The 20,408-nt window shown below is 56.1% G+C and carries 15 protein-coding genes and 3 pseudogenes; 9 read left to right on the top strand and 9 right to left on the bottom strand.

Going from position 1 to position 20,408, the window contains the following annotated elements:
* Positions 1-86: 86 nt before the first annotated feature.
* Both EAH74_RS27065 and EAH74_RS27060 read right to left on the bottom strand, forming a co-directional pair.
* A pseudogene (locus tag EAH74_RS27065) lies at positions 87-254 on the bottom strand (malate dehydrogenase); the annotation flags it as partial.
* 812 nt (positions 255-1,066) lie between these two features.
* Positions 1,067-1,297 (bottom strand): hypothetical protein, encoded by a 231-nt coding sequence (locus EAH74_RS27060; RefSeq protein WP_140682455.1) that lies wholly within the window; start codon positions 1,295-1,297, stop codon positions 1,067-1,069.
* Between the two features lie 255 nt (positions 1,298-1,552).
* Between EAH74_RS27060 and EAH74_RS33990 the strand changes: the two are divergent.
* A pseudogene (locus EAH74_RS33990) lies at positions 1,553-1,666 on the top strand (SulP family inorganic anion transporter); the annotation flags it as partial.
* A 192-nt stretch (positions 1,667-1,858) separates the two neighbouring features.
* On the opposite strand, the gene EAH74_RS27050 reads toward EAH74_RS33990, so the two are convergent.
* From EAH74_RS27050 to EAH74_RS27040, 4 genes and pseudogenes are all read right to left on the bottom strand, one after another.
* Positions 1,859-2,044: a ribbon-helix-helix protein, CopG family gene (locus EAH74_RS27050; RefSeq protein ID WP_045060687.1), complete on the bottom strand. Its 186-nt coding sequence runs from the start codon at positions 2,042-2,044 to the stop codon at positions 1,859-1,861.
* 320 nt (positions 2,045-2,364) lie between these two features.
* Entirely contained in the window at positions 2,365-2,538 is a 174-nt protein-coding gene (locus EAH74_RS33015) for a hypothetical protein (RefSeq protein WP_161600342.1), read from the bottom strand.
* A gap of 197 nt (positions 2,539-2,735) precedes the next feature.
* Positions 2,736-3,659 (bottom strand): annotated as a pseudogene (locus EAH74_RS27045) (NAD(P)/FAD-dependent oxidoreductase); the annotation flags it as partial.
* Between the two features lie 96 nt (positions 3,660-3,755).
* Positions 3,756-4,655 carry a LysR family transcriptional regulator gene (locus EAH74_RS27040; protein WP_140682452.1) on the bottom strand — a complete coding sequence of 300 codons (900 nt, stop codon included), beginning with the start codon at positions 4,653-4,655 and terminating at the stop codon, positions 3,756-3,758.
* Between the two features lie 191 nt (positions 4,656-4,846).
* Here EAH74_RS27040 and EAH74_RS27035 point away from each other — a divergent pair, with 191 nt between their 5' ends.
* The 4 genes from EAH74_RS27035 to EAH74_RS27010 all read left to right on the top strand — a co-directional run bounded on the left by EAH74_RS27035 (position 4,847) and on the right by EAH74_RS27010 (position 9,878).
* Positions 4,847-5,875, top strand: a complete 1,029-nt coding sequence (locus EAH74_RS27035; protein ID WP_140682449.1) for an alpha/beta hydrolase — start codon at positions 4,847-4,849, stop codon at positions 5,873-5,875.
* Between the two features lie 177 nt (positions 5,876-6,052).
* On the top strand, positions 6,053-7,246 hold the full coding sequence (locus tag EAH74_RS27030; protein ID WP_140682446.1) for an MFS transporter: 1,194 nt from the start codon (positions 6,053-6,055) through the stop codon (positions 7,244-7,246).
* 804 nt (positions 7,247-8,050) lie between these two features.
* The gene (locus EAH74_RS27020) at positions 8,051-8,287 is read left to right on the top strand and encodes a hypothetical protein (RefSeq protein ID WP_140682443.1); all 237 of its coding nucleotides are present in this window, start codon (positions 8,051-8,053) and stop codon (positions 8,285-8,287) included.
* A gap of 463 nt (positions 8,288-8,750) precedes the next feature.
* Positions 8,751-9,878 (top strand): GGDEF domain-containing protein, encoded by a 1,128-nt coding sequence (locus EAH74_RS27010; RefSeq protein WP_140682440.1) that lies wholly within the window; start codon positions 8,751-8,753, stop codon positions 9,876-9,878.
* A gap of 69 nt (positions 9,879-9,947) precedes the next feature.
* On the opposite strand, the gene EAH74_RS27005 is transcribed toward EAH74_RS27010, so the two are convergent.
* Complete coding sequence (locus EAH74_RS27005; RefSeq protein ID WP_140682437.1) at positions 9,948-11,414, bottom strand: efflux transporter outer membrane subunit; 1,467 nt, start codon at positions 11,412-11,414, stop codon at positions 9,948-9,950.
* Positions 11,415-11,501: 87 nt separating this feature from the next.
* Here EAH74_RS27005 and EAH74_RS27000 point away from each other — a divergent pair, with 87 nt between their 5' ends.
* The 3 genes from EAH74_RS27000 (at position 11,502) to EAH74_RS26990 (ending at position 16,505) form a co-directional block, all read left to right on the top strand.
* The gene (locus tag EAH74_RS27000) at positions 11,502-12,122 is read left to right on the top strand and encodes a TetR/AcrR family transcriptional regulator (protein WP_123366074.1); all 621 of its coding nucleotides are present in this window, start codon (positions 11,502-11,504) and stop codon (positions 12,120-12,122) included.
* Between the two features lie 178 nt (positions 12,123-12,300).
* Positions 12,301-13,422 (top strand): efflux RND transporter periplasmic adaptor subunit, encoded by a 1,122-nt coding sequence (locus EAH74_RS26995; RefSeq protein ID WP_140682434.1) that lies wholly within the window; start codon positions 12,301-12,303, stop codon positions 13,420-13,422.
* On the top strand, positions 13,419-16,505 hold the full coding sequence (locus EAH74_RS26990) for an efflux RND transporter permease subunit (RefSeq protein ID WP_140682431.1): 3,087 nt from the start codon (positions 13,419-13,421) through the stop codon (positions 16,503-16,505). Before EAH74_RS26995 ends, EAH74_RS26990 begins: the two co-directional genes overlap by 4 nt.
* Positions 16,506-16,684: 179 nt before the next feature.
* Here the strand turns inward: EAH74_RS26990 and EAH74_RS26985 are convergent, their stop codons facing one another.
* Complete coding sequence (locus tag EAH74_RS26985; protein ID WP_170206637.1) at positions 16,685-17,818, bottom strand: lactonase family protein; 1,134 nt, start codon at positions 17,816-17,818, stop codon at positions 16,685-16,687.
* Positions 17,819-18,084: 266 nt separating this feature from the next.
* Here EAH74_RS26985 and EAH74_RS26980 point away from each other — a divergent pair, with 266 nt between their 5' ends.
* The gene (locus EAH74_RS26980; RefSeq protein ID WP_430539800.1) at positions 18,085-19,401 is read left to right on the top strand and encodes an Nramp family divalent metal transporter; all 1,317 of its coding nucleotides are present in this window, start codon (positions 18,085-18,087) and stop codon (positions 19,399-19,401) included.
* A 45-nt stretch (positions 19,402-19,446) separates the two neighbouring features.
* Here EAH74_RS26980 and EAH74_RS26975 read toward each other — a convergent pair whose 3' ends face one another.
* A complete protein-coding gene (locus tag EAH74_RS26975) occupies positions 19,447-20,403 on the bottom strand; it encodes a 2-hydroxyacid dehydrogenase (RefSeq protein ID WP_140682423.1) in 957 nt (318 codons plus the stop codon).
* Positions 20,404-20,408 lie beyond the last annotated feature (5 nt).

Raw genomic sequence — 20,408 nt, 5'->3', positions numbered from 1 at the left:
CTTTGCACGTGGCGGACTGCCGAATTTCAGAAGGTGCAGCGACTGGATAATCCCAAGTGCGGCAGCTGCCAGCCGTGAAAAAGGACATTCTCTGGGTCCTTCGCAATTTCGCGTACGGGCTCGGCTACGCCTGGGCTGTAGGCCAGTGCGAGTTGGGCGGCTGTGTTGGCAGGCTTGGTCAGCGCGATGCTGATTTTTCCAGGGATTGGGAATTCGTGGTAATCCAGCGCGGCCTTCTTGAAGTCGGTAGTCATGCGATCCCCTAATTAGACATTGATTACAACTGCATGTTAACACTATTATAATGCAAGGCAGCGAGGTCCTGACCCACAGACCAGGATCAAATTGCCGGCTGAGCGCTGCTGATGAAGGGGTTTATCAGCCAGCGGAGCCACTCTATTGGCCCTAAGACTTCAGGGCGGGCCTGTATCTGGTGGTCAATAGAGATCCTCCTATGCTTGAACCCGTCTTAGGCCACCTCGTGTGGCCATTTTTTTGCGCGCGCGAATGTCCCAAGCGTCAAGGCGCTGAAGTTATGGGCGAGAACGATAGGCTCAGATGAAGACGGTATAGCGGATCAAAATAGCTGGGGGCGAAGGGGAGTTGGCCATGATAAACGCGATGAGAGAGGTGCCCGGCAATCCTGTTTGAGTGCGCGAGGGCTAGTGGTGCCTGGGGCTTCAGTACCGTGCGCGATAAAACCTGGCCAGCCCACCGTCAATTAATAGGCAACAGTTCATGGGGTGTTCTGAGCTGTCTTTCGATGGCTTTCATCGTCAAGGGGCTTGGTGTTCTGTCTCTACTCGACAAGCGTCGAGGTTGCCCAATGGAGGGAAATGTCCGGATCAGCATTGATCAGTGGTCTTGACTGTGAGCGGCGGGGTGAGTTGGCGGGAAGGCATGGGTGCGTCGATTCTTTCTTTGAGTATGGCGGCATAGTCCTTTGCCCCTGCTCAGTCCGAAATTGGATGCAGCGGCTACCAAAACAAACAGATCAAAGCGCTCCGCTCTGACCGGACAGATACTCAACCTTTACTGACATGATCAAACTCTCTAGGTGGAATCATCAGAAATGAACTTCGGCGGACTTGATACCAAGCTCTCGAAGCTCATGGATCAGTTCATCGAGGTGTCCAAATGACTCAATTTCCTCGTTGTCATTGACCAGAAAATAGCTTCTGCCTGCTTCCTTTTTGAAAAGAATGATCCACTCGTGCGTATTGGCCGGATTGACTATCACATGCGTGTCGAAGTGCATGCCTTCAGCGTGTTTGGTTTTGACGTCTTCGCGTTTCATGCGGGGTCTCCGGGCATATGTTTATGCGCTCTCGGCACCGAATCTACAGTGTCGCTGGTATCGTACGAAGCGAGGATAATTGCTTTTCGATTATCACTGCGTGTGAATAGTATGCACATGCGGCCAATGCGAGGCTAGTCATGATTGCGATTCGAGAGGCCTGGAAAGCAGGCTTGTTACGGCGCGAGCATTGACTTCGAATAGCGTCTCGGGGGGGGGCTTCGTCGGCGTCGTGGCGCTACCCTAGGCCTCGTGATCACTCGAACAGCGACCAACATCCGCAATGGCGGCAACAGCCCCATCGCGGGTTTTGCGCACGCCGTCACGTTGATTTTATTGATCTTCTTCTTGGCGCCTCTGGCTTCGGATGAAAGAGTCCTTGGCAAGATCGACAAGGCAGGGATTTTTCACGCACTCGGCTCACAGCCGTATCATGCTGACTTCAGTGGCGCACTGGGCCGTTACGCCGAGATCGACAAGACCCAAGGTTGGAGATGAGTTGCAAGAGAGTAGAAGGGGCGATGAGCAGGCATTCGTCGTACCCGCTCATGCGCAGATGAATCACTTACCATTGGCCGCAGTTTTGCTTTTGGTAGCGTAGGAAACGCCATGCGTCTCCAGATAGTCCCGAATGAGCTGACGAACGACCTGAGAAGGCGTCAGATCCTGAGATGCGCAAAGCTCCTCAAGCGCTTTTTTCTTGACGGGATCAATGAGCACAGTTAGTCGTGCAGTTTTATTTTCCATGGAATTGTCTGTACCTTGAAACGGTCGATGTTAATCAAATTGTAATGGTCGGGGATTTATTTGTCACCGGTTAGGACAGTCAACTTGACTACCGTGGTCAGAAAATGGCGACGGTACGCCTACCAGAAACGGACCAACACAATTGCCATCCCGTGTGGTTCGTCTGAGAAAACCGGGATGTCGCATTTAGCGATCAGCTCTTGTTCGATCTCCAGACTCTTAGACTCAGCCATCCCCTCCAGATGGATGCCGACGAACCGTCGGAAAGGTAGTCCAGTTGCATTGTCATGGCCGTTCTCCTATTTCCTGGGTCAAGAACTTCAGGCGAAAACCGTTCTCTCGGCGCGAGAGTGACGGAGCAGCAGCGCATGGTTAGATAAAAAAAGGCCCGCCAGCACGAAGTGCTGATGGGCCATCCCGTGCATCACGTAGTCGATCTCGATTGATGCTGGTTGCGGCATGCCCAGCAGTTTGGCAAGTGCTGGCCAGGTCATCGACAGCGCTGAGGCTGTAGGCCAGCAGGGTCCCGATGACCAGGATGACCATTGCGCCTGTCAGCAAGTACTTGAACAGTTTCAGGACACGCTGGGGTGACACGAAGAATGCGAACATAGCCAGTTCCCTCGAAAGGTACAGCGTTGCTCGGCGGGCGCCCGTCCTGCTGGACGGGCGCCGTGTTCAGGCCGGGTGATCAGGCCACCGGAATCATCGGGTCGGCCGCTGCCAGGGCGGTGGCCCGATCAGCTGCCGGCGGGTAGATCCATTGGGTGTTGATCTGCGTCTTGAGTTCCTTGGCCTCTTCCTTGACCAGCTTGAGCTGGCGATCCCAGCCTTCGGTGTACACCGCGCCCCAGACACCCAGATCGAGGCAGGTCACGTACTTGGGCTGGCGGTAGGGGGTTGGCGCGACGCCTAGAAGATCCGCGGCGACGTTATTCCCGGCATAGCGTCCCAGAGAGATCGCATGCTGGCAGGACATGGCTGCGAAGTTACCAAGGTCGTCGGTGGCGGCATAGGCGACGTCGCCGGCGGCGTAGACATTGTCCTGGCCGAACACCTTCAGGTTCTCATCTACGTGCAGGCGGCCTTGGGCATCGCGGGTGCTGTTCATCTGTTCGGTCAGCGGGCTGGCGCGGAAACCGACGGTCCAGACCACCGTCTGGCTCTCGATGTGGCGACCATCGGCAAGGGGCACGCCGTTTGCGTCCACTGCCGCGACAGTGGCGTTGACCACCCATTCGACACCCAGGTGTTCGGACGCCTCGATGATCGACGCACGAATCCCTGCACCCATCGTCGCTCCGATCTGCGGGGCACGGTCGATGATGATCACTCGCACGTCCTGATCGCCGTCGAGCACGGCCCGCAGACGTGCCGGCATCTCGGTGCCGGTCTCGATCCCGGTGAAACCGCCACCGGCGACCACCACCGTGTTACGGGCAGCGCTGTACGGCCGGTTCTTGAGGGATTTGATGTGGTTTTCCAGGCGCACTGCGGCTTCGATCTGATCAACGTCGAAGGCGTGCTCGGCAAGGCCTGGCACCGTGGGGCGGGCCAACTGGCTGCCGGCCGCCAGCACCAGACGGTCGTAGCTCAACGTGCCCTCGCGGCCTGCGCAGTTCTTGACGGGATACAGCCTCACGCCTGACGGAGGTCAAATCATCGACAGCACCCGGTAACTGTCGTGTCCAAGCACCAAACATACGCTGCGTTAAAATAAAGCCTCGCCTCGAAGAGCATTCAGAACCAGCGAAAAGGCCGGCGTCGGCAAACGACGGCTTGGGTAGTACAAGTGATAGCCCGAGAACAAAGGGCACCAGTCTTCCAGTACCCGCACCAAGCGACCATCCTCAATGTGCGGGGCAAACTCTTCTTCCGGTAAATAGGCGATGCCTAAGCCGTTAACAGCCGCAGCCGGGACGTGCGCACTTGTGTTCACAATGACCTGGCCAACGACACGCACGTTGACCTTGCGACCGCGCTTTTCGAATTCCCAGGCATCAAGTCCGCCTAGGGTTGGATAGCGTATGTCGATACAGCTGTGATTCACCAGATCCTGCGGTTTTTTTGGCACACGGTTGCGTGCGAAATATGATGGCGATGCCACTGTAGCCATCCTTACCTCGGGTCCGATTGGAACGGCGATCATATCTTTATCGACGGTGTCGCCAAATCTGATGCCCGCATCGAAGCGGTCAGCAACGATGTCTCGGAAGCCATAGTTGATATCAAACTCAACCTTGATATCGGGGTATTCAAGGAGCAAAGGCGTGAGTCGCGGAAGGAGGATTGTCTTTAGAACAAAATCACCGCAGGTAATGCGCACCGTACCTGCAGGCTTGTCACGAAGTTCGGTCAACGCATCCAGCTCGGCCTCGATCTCGTCGAAACGATGACCGATGGCTTGCATCAAGCGTTCACCCGCACTGGTCGGCGAAACGCTACGAGTGGTGCGCGTAAGTAGACGAATCTTCAGCCGCTTTTCAAGCCCGGAAACAGTCTGGCTCAGGGCGGACTGCGTGACACCCAAGTGGGCGGCCGCTCGTGTAAAGCTGCCTTCTCTGGCGATCGTCACAAAGGCCAGAAGATCGTTCAGGTTATGTCGTGGCATTGGACCCTGCCTGTCGCAATTGATTAGCTGTGCTTATAACTTCAACAAGCTTTGATTAGATTATCAAGCATGACGTATTCCCAGAGAATAGGGCAAGCCTCACCTGTGGTCACAGGCAGGGCGCACACGATCTGCTGATCCAGACCCGGCAACCACGTCGATCAGCATCTATTCACTGATGGGAGCACTTCATGAGAAAACTTGTAATCTTGCTCGGCCTTCTGATGTCGTCGCTCTCTGCACTGGGAGCCGACATGTCTAACGGAGCCGATAACTTTTACAAAAGTGAGAAGGTCACGATGCAACGGGTGACCTTCAAAAATCAGTACCAGATGAAAACTGCAGGGAATCTGTTCGTTCCTAAAGATTTGAAACCTGGCAGTAAAAGCGCTGCGATCATCGTTGGCCATCCCATGGGCGCGGTCAAAGAGCAGAGTTCGAACTTGTATGCCCAGAAACTGGCAGAGCAAGGTTTCGTCACCCTTGCCATCGATCTGTCGTTCTGGGGCGAAAGCGGCGGGCAACCGCGCAACGCGGTCTCGCCAGAAATCTATGCTGAAGACTTCAGTGCCGCTGTGGATTACCTTGGCACACAGACATTCGTTGATCGGAACCGGATAGGTGTCCTGGGCATTTGTGGTAGCGGCAGCTTCGTCATTAGCGCCGCCAAGATCGACCCTCGGATGAAGGCCATTGCCACGGTCAGCATGTACGACATGGGCGCAGCCAACCGAAATGGCCTGAAGCATTCCGTCACTGTCGAGCAGAGGAAGCAAGCTATCGCCGCTGCTGCCGAGCAGCGTTATGTCGAGTTCACCGGTGGCGAAACCAAGTACACCAGCGGAACTGTCCATGAGCTGACGGACAAATCCAATCCTATCGAACGCGAGTTCTACGATTTCTACCGCACGCCACGTGGTGAGTTCACCCCCAAAGGTCAGTCACCGTTACTGACCACTCACCCGACGCTGATCAGCAACGCCAAGTTCATGAACTTCTATCCGTTCAACGATATCGAGACGATCTCACCGCGCCCGATGCTGTTCATCGCTGGTGAAAATGCTCACTCGCGTGAATTCAGTGAAGAGGCTTATCGACTGGCTGGCCAACCCAAAGAGCTAGTCATCATTCCAGGTGCGGGCCACGTGGATCTCTACGATCGGGTCGACCTCATCCCTTTTGGCAAGCTGACCTCGTTCTTCCAAACCAACCTCAAGTGACGTTGTCGTCAAACGGCCACGCAACCTAATACCTGGCCCCGGCATTGAGCGGGGCCTTTCGATTCCTTTCAGCTCAGCAGTTCTGAGCCTAGGGGATCACTCGATGTACCCGCATAGCAATGCCGACGCCACGCTTTCTTCGCAGGTGTTGGAGCTTTACGTATTGGAGGAGATTAGATGAACAGTACTGCTTTACCTATTCAAGCAGCGAGCCGACAGGTATGGGGAGCCGTCCTGGCGATGTCGCTGTGCGCCTTCGCCCTGGTGACTTCGGAGTTTCTGCCGGTGAGTTTGCTCACACCGATTGCGACCGATCTAGTGCTGACTGAGGGGCAGGCTGGACAAGCGATTTCCATTTCCGGCCTCTTCGCGGTTGTCACCAGTCTTTTCATTTCCTCAGTCATTCGCCGACTCGACCGTAGGCCCGTTTTACTGTTCCTGACAGCATTGATGATTGCCTCCGGTACTCTCGTCGCCTTTGCCCCAAATTATTCAACGCTGATGGTTGGTCGAGCGATTTTGGGGATCGCGATTGGAGGCAGCTGGGCAATGTCGACCGCCGTCATCATGCGGATTGCTCCAGAAGGCTTTGTACCCAAGGCCATCGCTTTGATTCAGGGTGGCACCGCGTTGGCTACAGCGGTAGCCGCACCCATTGGTAGCTTCATGGGCGGACTGATCGGTTGGCGAGGAGCGTTCTTTTGTGTGGTGCCGCTTGCGGCTGTCGCGCTCTGTTGGCAGGCGTTTACCTTGCCGAAAATGCCTGGCGATAAGGCGTCTGGATCTGCAACTGATGTGTTTCGGCTGCTAGGTAGTGCCAAGGTCGCGTTAGGTATGGCGGCAGTAGGCTTTCTGTTCATGGGGCAGTTTGCGTTGTTTACCTATCTGCGCCCGTTTCTCGAGTCGGTGACCCACGTTAATGTGTCTGAACTGTCCCTGCTATTGCTGATCATTGGGATGGCAGGATTGGCGGGTACGATGGTGATCGGTTCGGTGTTGAACAAAAGCCTTTATCGGGTACTCATGATCATCCCATTGTTGATGTCGGGGATAGCCGTGACTTTACTGGTCTATGGTAGTTCGATGTGGACTACTGCAGTCTTGCTGGGGGTATGGGGTCTGATTGCTACATGCGCGCCAGTAGGCTGGTTCACATGGCTGTCACGCACGCTTCCACGAGATGCTGAGACCGGAGGCGGCCTGATGGTGGCGGTGATTCAGTTGGCGATTACGCTTGGCGCGACGGTGGGTGGGTTGCTGTATGACGGAGTTGGCTATCAGGCCACATTCATCGCGAGTGGGGTATTTCTTCTGATTGCTGCTGTACTAGCGTTGTTCGTATCGCGGACGACTACGCCTCTTTCACGATGATCTATTGAGGCGTTTGCGCTACGCAAAAACCCTTTGACTATGCGTGCAATGGCAACTGCCAGGAGCCGTGCGGCAACGATTGCAGACCCTCCTGGCCCGTGCTGCCGTCACTACTGACAGCTTGGGAATTCCGACAGTCGGCAAACCGTACAAATCTCCTCCATCCAAACGAGACGGAGATTGTACGATGACCCTCACCGATACCGCGGTCCGACACGCCAAACCTCGTGCGAAGGACTACACCCTCCCTGACTACATTTCGAGAGAGTGGGGAGCTTAGCCGCAGGAATGTCTGACAACAAAAAGCCCGCGCATGGCGGGCTCTCTGTATGGGGTCAAATCCTTTTGTCCGTTCAATCTGCGCTCTGTTCTGTGAGCACTTCGTGAAAAGCATGTCGCTGGAACGAAAAAACCTGGCACTTAGCCGGGTTCTCTGTCGATGGGGCCAAATCCTTTTGGCTGACCGCATTGTGCTTGGTGGGTGTGACGAAGGCATGACAGGGCGGATACGAAAGCGCGGGCAAAAGCCCGTGTAAGGCGGGCCTCTCCATGAGGATTGATCGGCTATCGGTTAAACCGTTCAACCAATGAGTACTGCGTGGACCGGTCTTGGTCAGTTCCTTATTCAGATCTGCCGATTGATGCGCCTGTTCCGACAGGGGAGCATCGTGGTTCGTGGTTCGTGGTTCGTTGTCCGGCGGCTGCATGGAGGAGGACTTTCTTGAGCACGTTGCGCACGTAACGCACCATTTACTTGGGAGCCAAATCAGCGAAGTACTTCCCTCCCATTACGAGGATCCCACCATGCGCAACTACTCCCTGGAATACCTGTTCAACGGCGAGCCCCGCACTTACATCTTCGAATTCAAGCAGCCTCAGTTGCCCGTCCGTGAGGCGGCGATGCACCTGCTACAGCTGCATTTTGGGGATGGAGAGAACAGCCTGATCATGCCCACTGCGGACGCAACGCCGGAGGAGATTTTAGAGCAGGCTGAGCGGGTAGGGCTGACGCAGATTAAGGTCGTCGATCAACCCGGTTGATGTTACGTGCAGCGACGAGCAACGCGCGCCTAGGCATAAAGAGCTCTTCTGGCCATTTGCCGTCACTCGGGATCGACAACCAGCCCGGATGGCTGCGCTGTTTCGCCGATGCGTCTGATGGTTGAAGAAATGGACATGACCAAACCATAAAAGCTTCTGTCAGCCGGTACTCCCTTCATGCTTATGTAATTGAGGGTGTGATCTAGATCCGACTCTGCAATGGAGCGAGACCACTCGATCAAGCCACACTCGATGTGCCGAAAGTTGAAATCGTCCCATAACGATCACTCCTCATGGGTCGACAGGAGCGCAGCTCATTGAATTGGTTGGCGTTTGGGCTTGGCTACGAGGCGGGGTGATTCTCCAAGAGCTTTGCGGACGGCCACGAGCGTAATTCGGTTGTTTGCGTTGGTGGCAGGGTGCCACAATAGTTTTTTAATTGAGTCATGATCAGGTGGATCACATGGATGGCCCAGGATCTTGGAGTGACCAAGAATTTTTCATAGCCGGGCGGGTGCGAACTGACCGATTGCATCAACTATTTCGCCAATCAGTTTCTGCGGTTTTTGGTAGCTACCTCGCTGCCATCATGCTGTGTTGGCTGTGTTGGGATCGTTTTGAGCACAGCGTTATTCTTTGGTGGCTGGCCATACTGACCGGATCGACGCTGTTGCGCATCTCGATGTTTGTTGCCTATTTTCGCAGCGACGAAAGTAAACGTACGCCTCAACGCTGGGAGCGCAAATACTGGAGCACGCTCGTGTTATCCGCCAGTATCTGGGGGGGAGGCGCATTCATTGTCATGCCAGCAGACGATCTTTTATCGCAGGCGTTGGTCATGCTCTTTACTGTCGGGATGTCTGTCAGCGCGGTGTCCTGCTACTCGGCCTATCGCGATATGACACTAGTGTCCATTGGTCTGGTTCTGTTGCCATGCACCGCCTGGCTGCTGTTTCAATCGTCCACGATTCAAGTCGGCATGGCACTCTCGGTTTTGGTGTTCGCGTCATTTCTTGCCCGCGCTACACGGAAAATGTCCGAGGCACTGGAAACCGCCTTTCGACTAACCCGTGAAATGGAACAGGCGAACAGTATTTCAACCCGTGCAGCACAAACTGATGAACTGACCGGCCTGAAGAGTCGACGAGCTTTTTTCGAGCATGCCCAGCAGCTCTACAACGAATGTGAAACCAACCGGTCAGGGTTGTGCGCCGTAATGTTGGACATGGATCACTTCAAGCATATCAACGACACCTACGGCCATCAGGTTGGGGATCAGGTTTTGCGCCAAATGGGTGTGGTCATCAGTTCTTCCTTTCGTGCAACGGATATCCACGGCCGGTTAGGTGGAGAAGAATTCGCAGTTCTGCTCCCGGACACCTCCATTGAGGCCGCCGTTAAGATTGCAGAACAGCTCGTCCAGACTATTGCTGGATTGATGATCGAGCCTGTTCACTGCGTAACAGCCAGCCTCGGCGTAGCGTCAATGGATGCCGGTAATAAAGATCTGCACAGCTTGATGAACAATGCTGATAAAGCGCTGTATCGAGCCAAGGCGCTGGGGCGTAATCAAGTCGCTGTTGCTCAGTAGGTTTGGCTTCTGGCCGAAAACCATCATCCGTAGAAGATCATCCATTGTTTGAGCGTCCCGAAGGGATGCTCATTGTGCACTCGAGATCAAACGGCCATTTGAGTCTTCGCGCTGCCAGCCGCCGCCCAATGCTTTGAATGTGGCCACTGCAGCACGAGCCGATTCAGTTTGTGCTTGGGCTCTACCATCAGATGCCGCTAAAAGGTTTTCATCGGCGTCCAATACTTCTATCAGGCTGACCACGCCTTTTTCATACGCGGTAAACGACGTCGCTCGTGCTTTCGCATAAGCAGACTCGCCCTGGGCTAGCTTTTCGGATTGCTGCTCGCGGTTGATCAGTGCCGAAAAAGCGGTTTCGACATCCTCGGAGGCCCGCAGAACTGACTGGCGGTAAACGGCTAACGCTTCAGCTTCTTGACCCTTCGCCAAGTCAATTTGGGCGTTGATGCGGCCAAAATCGAATAGCCTCCAGCGTAGTCCCAGGACCGCCGAGGCCTGACTGGCACCGTTGCTGAAAAGATTCCCGCTGGATTCAGATGTAGCGCTGCCTAGCAGCGCACCCACAGAAAATTTGGGGTAGTACTCGGAGATGGCTTCGCCGATGCGAGCATTCGATGCCGCCAGTCGGCGCTCAGCGACGATCAAATCTGGACGCCGACGCAGCAGATCGGCCGGAGAGCCTAAGTCGGCGAGACTTGGCACGTCAGGGATGCGCGCCGACTTAATCAATTGCGCGCTGTAAGTACCCGGCGGTTTGCCTAACATGACATCCAGCGCATTCATCGCAGCTGCAAGGCCAGCCTGCAGTACCGGCACGGTTGCCTGTGCTTGATTCAGCGACCCTTGGGTCTGGTTCAACTGTAGTTCAGCAGCTAATCCTTTTGCATACAGATGCTCGATGGTGGTGAGCAGTTGTTGTCGCGTGTCTACTTGCTTTCGGGCAATTTCCAGGCGTGCTTGCAGGCCACGGATGCTGATGTAAAGGTCTGCAGTCTGCGCTACCACTGCGAGGCGTGTGGCAACTGCTCCGGCTTGGGAGGCCTGATAGTCGGCGAAGGCTGTCTCTTTGCCTCGGCGTAGTCCGCCAAATACGTCCAGTTCCCAGCCTGCATTCAGATTCGCCTCATAGGCGCTACCGTAGCGATTATAGGATGGATCTGAATTCAGTACTTGGCCCAACGGTGTCTCCACGGACTGCCGGGCTCTGGCCGCTTGGCCATTGACTGTAGCCGATGGCAAAAGCGCTGCGTTAGCTGCCCCCAAACCCGCGTGAGCCTGCTCGATCCTTGCTGTTGCTTGAGCTAAATCGAGATTTTGTTCAAAGGCTCTATTGATCAGCTGACTGAGTACGGGGTCATTGAACGCGTTCCACCAAGCGGCGAGATCAGTTGGTGCTGCATCAACTTGGTGTGCTTTAGGTGTTTGCGCCAAAAAATGCTCAGGCAATTGCACATCGGGCTCTGAATAGTCAGGGCCCACTGCGCAACCCGCAACCATACCGAACCACAGCAAGACGGCAAAACGAGGAGGGTACATGTGATACCTTCGGAATGATCGATTTGTGACGATATTACAATTTGGTCACAAGTTGTCAACTACCTTCAGGGTGCGTAAGCTGCTCGCATGAACCAACCATCAGTTTCTTCGCCCAGCGCCCGCGGCCCAGCCGATCACGACATCCGAGACCAGATTGTCGCGGCGGCCAACGAACATTTCAGTCAATACGGTTATAGCAAGACAACAGTCTCCGACCTGGCGAAAGCCATCGGTTTTTCCAAGGCTTACATCTACAAGTTCTTCGATTCCAAGCAGGCGATTGGTGAGGCTATTTGTAGAAATTGTCTGTCGGAAATCGTTGCGGCTGTTGAGCAGGCTATCAATGTTGAGGGTATCTCCCCGACTGAGCGCTTTCGACGTTTGGTCAAAACCTTGATCACCAAGGGTGTAGACCTGTTTTTTAATGACCGAAAACTTTATGACATCGCGGCGTTCGCCGCTTCGGAAAGCTGGCCCAGCTCGCGAGTTTATGACGCGCGCATCAAGAGCTTCGTGCTGCAGATCGTGCGAGAGGGGCGGGAACTCGGTGAGTTTGAGCGCAAGACCCCGTTGGACGAGACAGTGGAATCGATTCATCTCGCTCTACGGCCCTTCATCAATCCTTTGCTGTTGCAGTACAACCTCGATGTTGTTGAAGAGGCTCCTGGGCTCATTTCCAACCTGATTCTACGCGGTCTGATGCCTTAAAAGGCTTGGCTGATGGATCCGTTGCGCATCCGCGGCAGCATGCGTATCTAAAAAATCAGATCTCAAATCCCTCTGCGTTGCTCTGATCATCAGGGCAACTTTCATTTGTCTGAGTTGTGACTATTGACTTAATTGGTCACTTGAATAAGCATGGCATATCCGCTTCCAAGAGGTCTCTATGATCCAGCGTCGCCACATGTCATTCATTTTCATTGGCTTGTTGCCGTTTGCCTTAGTCGCATGCAACGAGGCCATACCTCCAGATCCTCGCCTCCAAATGCCCTTGGTGCGCATTGCGGTGGTTCAACCCTCCGCGTCTGCAGATCGCGTATTCACCGGTATCGTCGCAGCTCGAGTTCAGAGCGATCTCGGGTTTCGAGTTCCTGGGAAAGTGCTGGAACGTTTGGTGGACACCGGGCAGAGCGTCAAGCGCGGGCAGCCACTCATGCGAATCGATGCTAATGATCTGGCGCTGACCGCGCGGGCGCAGCAGGAAGCGGTGCTGGCCGCCATGGCCCGATCCCGGCAGGCCTCCGATGATGAGCTTCGCTACCGGGATTTGGTGTCTGTTGGTGCTGTATCTGCTTCAGCTTATGCAGGGTTCAAAGCGGCTGCCGACTCGGCGAAAGCGCAGCTTAACGCGGCCAAAGCCCAGGCTGATGTGGCGAGAAACTCTACCGGCTATTCGACGTTGCTGGCTGATGCTGACGGGGTTGTTGTCGACACCTTGGCAGAGCCGGGGCAGGTGATAGGCGCAGGTCAGGTAGTGGTACGTGTTGCCCATTCTGGGCAGCGCGAGGCAGTGATCCAGTTGCCTGAAACGCTACGTCCTGCGTTGGGGTCGTCGGCGACGGTTGAACTTTATGGGCAAAACCAACGTGCAGGCAGCGCGCGTTTACGCCAGTTGTCCGATTCGGCTGACCGGCAAACCCGTACATTTGAGGCGCGCTATGTGTTGGAGGGCGCGCTTGCTGATGCCATCCTGGGTTCGACCATCTCAGTAGCCATAGACGGTACGCCAGTCGCCAATGCCAATGAATTACAAGTGCCTATCGCTGCCCTCTATGACGCGGGTAAAGGTCCTGGTGTCTGGGCTGTTGGGGGCGACCCTGAGCAGGTGACGTGGCGCCCTGTCACGGTCCTCAGCCTAAGCAATGCAGAAACTGCTCGAGTGACGGGCAACCTCCAGATCGACGATCGTATCGTCGCGCTGGGCGCGCATCTGTTAAGTGAAGGGGAACGGGTTAGGTCTCAAATGGCCGTCAGCGCCCAAGCACCGGTGGCCGAGGTGCGCCGATGATCGGGTTCAATCTGTCCGCACTAGCGGTGCGTGAGCGTTCGATCACGCTGTTTTTGATCCTGCTGATTTCCGTAGGTGGACTGTATGCCTTCTTCAAACTGGGGCGCGCGGAAGACCCTGCCTTCACCATCAAACAAATGACGGTGGTTACTGCCTGGCCTGGGGCGACTGCTCAGGAGATGCAGGACCAGGTGGTTGAAAAGCTGGAAAAGCGCATGCAGGAACTGCGTTGGTACGACCGGACCGAGACCTTTACCCGGCCAGGCTTGGCTTTCACCACAGTTTATCTGCTCGACGGCACGCCGCCCTCCGCCGTCCCGGAGGAGTTTTACCAGGCACGCAAGAAAATCCTTGATGAGGAGAAGGGGTTGCCGTCCGGGGTGATCGGCCCGATGGTCAATGATGAGTATGCCGATGTCACCTTCGCTCTATATGCGCTAAAGGCCAAGGGCGAACCACAGCGCTTGCTGGTGCGCGAGGCCGAGGTCTTGCGCCAGCGTCTGCTGCATGTGGCGGGAGTGAAGAAGGTCAATATCATTGGTGAGCAGTCCGAGCGCATTTTTGTCGAATTTTCATACGAGCGTCTGGCGACACTGGGTGTTTCCGCACGAGATATCTTCAGTGCGATGAACGCGCAGAACATGATGACTCCGGCCGGTTCGGTTGAGGCGAAGGGCCCACAGGTTTTCATCCGACTGGATGGTGCGTTTGATGACTTGCAGAAGATTCGAGATACGCCGCTGGTAGTGCAGGGCAGAACCCTCAAATTGTCCGATGTGGCTGAGGTCAAGCGTGGTTATGAGGACCCCTCTACGTTCTCGGTGCGCAACAACGGAGAACCCGCATTGTTGCTCGGTGTAGTGATGCGCGATGGCTGGAACGGCCTTGATTTAGGTAAGTCGCTCGACGCCGAGACAACGTCGATCAATGAGCAAATGCCTTTAGGCATGACGCTGACCAAGGTCACCGATCAGGCGGTGAATATTGACGGGGCCGTCAACGAGTTCATGGTCAAATTTTTCGCGGCGCTCGGGGTGGTGTTGCTGGTGTGCTTCCTCAGCATGGGCTGGCGAGTCGGTATCGTCGTCGCTGCGGCGGTGCCGTTGACTCTGGCTGCGGTGTTCATTGTCATGGCTGCCACAGGTAAAGACTTTGACCGGATTACGCTGGGATCGTTGATTCTGGCGCTGGGGCTACTTGTGGACGATGCAATCATTGCCATTGAAATGATGGTGGTGAAGATGGAGGAGGGCTACGACCGAATCAAAGCCTCCGCCTATGCCTGGAGCCATACTGCAGCCCCCATGTTGTCGGGCACGCTGGTCACTGCCATAGGCTTTATGCCCAACGGTTTTGCCAAATCTACGGCCGGTGAGTACACCGCCAATATGTTCTGGATCGTCGGCATTGCGCTCATTACCTCCTGGGTGGTGGCAGTGGTGTTCACACCTTACCTGGGCGTCAAACTGTTGCCGCAGATCAAGGTGCCTGAGGGGGGACATGCAGCGATTTACGGTACACCGAATTACCTGCGTTTCAGGCGTCTGTTGGGGGCGGTAATTCGCCGTAAAGGCCTTGTTGCGATATCCGTCGTGGCCTTGTTCATTGTGGCGATTCTTGGCATGGGCTTGGTGAAGAAACAGTTCTTCCCTACATCCGACCGGCCCGAGGTGCTGGTTGAGGTGCAGATGCCGTACGGGACGTCGATCGAGCAAACCGATTCGGCGGCGGCCAAGGTCGAAGCGTGGTTGGCAAAACAACCGGAGGCTCGGATAGTTACTGCCTACATCGGTCAGGGCGCGCCACGCTTCTATCTGGCGATGGCACCTGAGTTGCCCGATCCTTCGTTTGCAAAAATCGTCGTGCTGACGGCGAGCCAGGAAGAGCGCGAGGCGCTCAAAATCCGGCTGCGGCAAGCCGCGGCTGATGGTTTGGCGCCTGAAGCACGGGTGCGTGTCACACAGGTGGTGTTCGGTCCTTATTCGCCGTACCCGGTGGCCTTTCGGGTTATGGGCGCGGACCGGACAGTGTTGCGCGATATCGCCGCACAGGTGCGCGAGGTCATGGCTGCTAGTCCCATGATGAGAACCGTCAACACCGACATGGGCGAGCGCGCTCCGGCACTCCACCTCACGCTGGATCAGGATCGTTTGCAGGCATTTGGCTTAACCTCCACTGATGTCGCTCAGCAACTGCAGTTTCTGTTGACCGGAGCGCCTGTCACCCAAGTGCGTGAAGATATCCGTTCGGTCCAGGTGGTCGCCCGCTCTGCTGGAAACACACGTCTGGATCCTTCAAAAATTGACGCCTTCACGCTGACCGGTGCTCAGGGTCAACGGGTCTCGCTGTCTCAGGTCGGGACGGTGGATGCGCGAATGGAAGAGCCCATTCTGCGGCGCCGTGACCGTACGCCGACCATCACCGTACGCGGTGATGTGGCTGAAGGACTTCAGCCCCCGGATGTCTCCAACGCCGTGATGAAGCAACTGCAACCGGTCATTGAACAGTTGCCTGTGGGCTACCGGATTGAGTTGGCAGGCGCGATCGAGGAGTCGGGTAAAGCGAACAAGGCATTGCTGCCGTTGTTCCCGATCATGATCGCGCTGATGTTGCTGACCATCATTATTCAAGTGCGCTCGATGTCGGCGATGATCATGGTTTTCGCCACCGCCCCCCTGGGGCTGATTGGTGTGGCGCCGATTCTTCTGCTGTTCCAACAGCCGTTCGGGATCAACGCCTTGGTGGGACTGATTGCGTTGTCAGGGATTCTGATGCGCAACGCGCTGATCCTTATCGGTCAGATTCATTCCAATGAGCAAGCCGGCCTGGCGCCTTATGACGCATTGGTCGAAGCCACTGTACAGCGGGCGCGGCCGGTGATCCTCACGGCGATGGCAGCGATGTTGGCTTTCATTCCGCTGACCCATTCGGTCTTCTGGGGCACGCTGGCGTACACGCTGATTGGCGGTACGTTTGCCGGCACAGTGCTGACATTGGTGTTCCTTCCAGCGATGTACTCCCTCTGGTTCAAGATCAGACCTGAGTCTGCAAGTGATGTGGATGCGCGTACTCAATCCGCATGAGTTCAATGACGACGGGATCGTATATCTGCCCAGCACCTGGACCCACTAAAAAACAGCTAAAACCAGGCGAATGCGCCCGTAGAAACCTACGACGATTCAAGGCACACACCGCCAAACCATGGAGGTCGGAATGAGCCAACTCCCGCCCCCCATGCGTCGCGTCTTTTTCCGCCCGAAGATTACTCCGCCGATGTTTGCAGTACCTCAATCCATAACGCGCCTTTGCCCGACGCCGCTTCACCGACGCGTTTCAAGGCGCCGTTGTTGCTGACCGCGTAAGTGCCGACTTTTTCGCTTTTCTCGCCCGTCACTAGCAACCAGCGCCCGTTGGGTGAAAAAGCGATATTGCGTGGCTGCTTCTCTTCCACCGGATAATTCTCGAGAAAGCTCAAGCCGCCTGTTGAAGGGTAAACCGCGAATGCCGAAACCGAACTGCTGGTGCGCTCGGTCATCAACAGTAGCTTGCCATCGGGCGAGATCCGCAGGTCCGCCGCCCAGATACGTGGTGTGGGGTCGTCCTTCAAGTCGTTGTTACGTGCATCACGCACTTCGCCGTGAGCCAGTTTCAAACGCTCGGGAATGCCATTGGCAACGGCAACCTGAGTCAATGCGCCGGTGCTGTCATTGATTGAAAACGCTGTGACCGTGCCGCTCATTTCACCGACCACGTACAGGTATTTGCCGTTCGGGGAAAAGGCCAGGTGCCGAGGCCCGGTATTGTCCGGGACACTGATGTAGCCGCTGCCGATGGGGGTGAGCGTGCCGGTTTTGGCATCAAGGCGATATTGCAGCACCTGGTCCGCGCCAAGATTGCCCGCGTAGGCAAAACGGTTGCTCGGGTCGGTACGAACCGAATGTGCATGCGGGCCTGTCTTGTAGCTCAGGATGCTGGCAGAAGGCTGATAGGCCTTGTCGATGGCCTGCACGCTGACGGTGTCGGCACCGTAGGATGCACCGAGCAGATAGTGTCCTTTTCTATCGGTAGACAGGTAAGCCATGCTTTCTGCCAGCGGCGCTTTGGACAGCGGCGTCAGATGTCCGCTCTTGGGATCGATGCTATAGCCCAGCACCTGAAACGGCTTGACCCGCAAGGCGGCAAACAACACTTTGCCGTCAGGGGTGATGGCCATGGGGTTGACCTGATCACCGGCGTTGACCTGTTCAATCAGGCGCAGCGCGCCGTTGTTCTGGTCAAGGCGATACTGGGAAATCAAACCGTCTCCCGGGCTCGATATATAGGCAAAAGTGGCGGCATTGGCTTGCAGGCTGAGGCCGTAGACAACGGCAGCGGCCAAGAGGAGGGGGCTTCTCACAGATGATTCCTTATTTTTATGGTTGTGGTCTGTCATCCTATGACTGTCCTTTTGCGACATCAATCGCTGTTTTCTCAAGTTGGAAAAAATACGTCGTGGCTCAGGCGCAGTGGTTACACGAGCCCAGCCTGGTTCGATGCCCATCCACGCAGCCCGACGTTCCCGCCCTGCGATCTTGAAACATCTCTAAACACACTCGCTTAAGAATTGTTATACGACGTCGTATCTACCATGTTCGACTGCGCTCGTTCTCACAAAAAAAATAAATGGAGATACCCTCTATGACGAGCATTCGTTCCGTCGGAGGCCAGGCTGCGGCGCCCGCACAAAATCGATTTTCCCGAATACTCAAACTGCTGGGCCCCGGAATCATCGCCGTACTGTCCTGGCTGGGCGCAGGTGACCTGATCACGTCATCCGTGGCTGGGGCCAATTACGGTTACGCGATGATGTGGGTGCTGGCGGTCTCTCTGCTCTTGAGATACCTGATCGTAAACATCATCGCTCGCTTCCAGTTGTGCAATAACCAGGGCATGACCATCCTGCAAGGCTATGCGCAACTGAATCCCTTTTTCGCCTGGTTCATGCTCGTCTACGCCCTGTTGATGGGGCACTTGATGAACGCCTACATGATCAAGGGGGCGGGTGAGTCGCTGGCGATGCTGTTGAAAATCGACCAGCCACTGCTGTGTTCACTGGCGGTGGTACTCGCTGTGTGGATGCTGGTGGGTCGTAATATTTATTCGATGATCGAAGGCGTGATGAAGGTGCTGCTGGCGATCATGACCCTGGCCTTTATTGCCTTGGCCGTGATGTCCGGCCCCGATGTCGTCGGCATCGTCAAAGGCACCATCGGCTTCAGCATCCCCCCGGATGAAGGCGTGCATGGCGCGCTGCTGGTGGCGGTATCGGTTATCGGCGCGGTTGCAGGCTCCATTGCCAACTTCGTGCATCCGTATGTCATGCGCCAAAAGGGCTGGGTAGGGCCGCAGCACAAACGTGTTCAACGTAACGATTTGCTGTTTGCAGTGTTCGTCGGGATCGTCATCAACCTGGCCATCTGGATCGTCGGCGCGGAAATCCTGCGGCCCAACGGCATCGAGGTGAAGACTTTGGGCGACCTGGGCAAGGCGCTGGAAATTTTCTTCGGCCCGATTGGTTGGTATGTGTTCTTCATCGGCGTGTTCGCGACACTGTTTGCCAGTATTTCAGGCAAGACCACTGCGTTCCCGATGCTGATTACCGATGCCTTCCAACACGTTCGTCCTGATCGTCGCGAAAAGTACGGCAAGGAGTTTCATCATGATCCGATGCATAAATGGTTCATGCTGTTCATCCTCGTGACGCCGTTGATCTGGTCGCTGCCAGGCATGCCGGACTTCGTAACCCTGACCATTGGTGTCAGCGCGTTGAACATCATTGGCTTGCCGGTCATTTCCCTGGGCCTGCTGATCATGTCCAACCAGAAGTCGCTGCTGGACAAGAAATATCGCAACAACCTGTTTGAAAACATCGCGCTGCTCTTTGCTACAGGCCTCGCGCTGTGGGTCGCCTTCCAGTTGGGGGTCGATCTGTTTACCTGACACCGAACCGCCGAGGGGACGCAATGTCTCCTCGGCGGCCAGCGTTCAGTCAGTCACGGAACCCTGCGGTATTCTCCCGGCGAAACTGTCCACCAGGCTCGCCACCACCATCTCTCCCATTCGCGTGCGGGTCTGCAGCGTCGCACTGGCGCGATGGGGCTGCAGTACCACTTTCTCGTTGCCGAACAGTGCCTCGGGGACGTTCGGTTCATCGACAAACACATCCAGCGCCGCACCCGCGATCTCACCAGCGGCAAGCGCCGCCACCAGATCGACCTCGTTGACCAGCTTGCCGCGCGCCACGTTGATCAGATACCCGTCCTTGCCCAGTGCCTGCAGTACCTCGGCATTGATGATGGCTTCAGCCTTGTCGGCAGCGGCCGCGAGAATCAGCGCATCACTGTTGCTGGCCAGCTGCTTCAGATCGGCGATGAAAGTGTGGTTCACATCGCTCATCGGCTGCAGATCGGTGTAACTGATCGGGCAGCCGAACGCTGCGGCCCGGGTCGCCACTGCACGGCCGACCCGGCCCATGCCGACGATGCCGATGCGCATGCCCGACACCTGACGCGCCAACGGCAACGGGGCCAACGGTGTCGGGCTATGGGGCCATTGCCCCGAACGCACATAACGATCACTGGTGCACAGACCCCGGCACACGGCAATCAACAATCCGATGGCCAGGTCGGCGACGTCTTCGGTCAGCGCGCCGATGGTTGCGGTCACGCGGATCCCGCGATCCCGGGCGTAAGCCAGATCCACCGCATCGGTGCCCACGCCGTTGACCGCCACCACTTCCAGTTTCGGTAGCTGCGCCATCAGCGCCTGGCTGATACCGGTATGCCCGCCGGTGATCACCCCGCGAATGTTCGCGCCGTGTACCTGCAAATAAGCCTGCTTGTCGGCCTGATGGAAGTAACGTCTGACGGTAAACAACTCATCGAGCCGCGCATTGATTTCGGGGATCAGGATCGGGCTGAGCTGCAAGACTTCTGGCTTCATGTAAA

Origin of the sequence: Pseudomonas mandelii (genome assembly GCF_006438925.1) — a bacterium.
Lineage (GTDB): Bacteria > Pseudomonadota > Gammaproteobacteria > Pseudomonadales > Pseudomonadaceae > Aquipseudomonas > Aquipseudomonas mandelii_C.
Note: the sequence above shows the minus strand (reverse complement) of the source record. Positions and strands in the feature narration are given on the sequence as shown.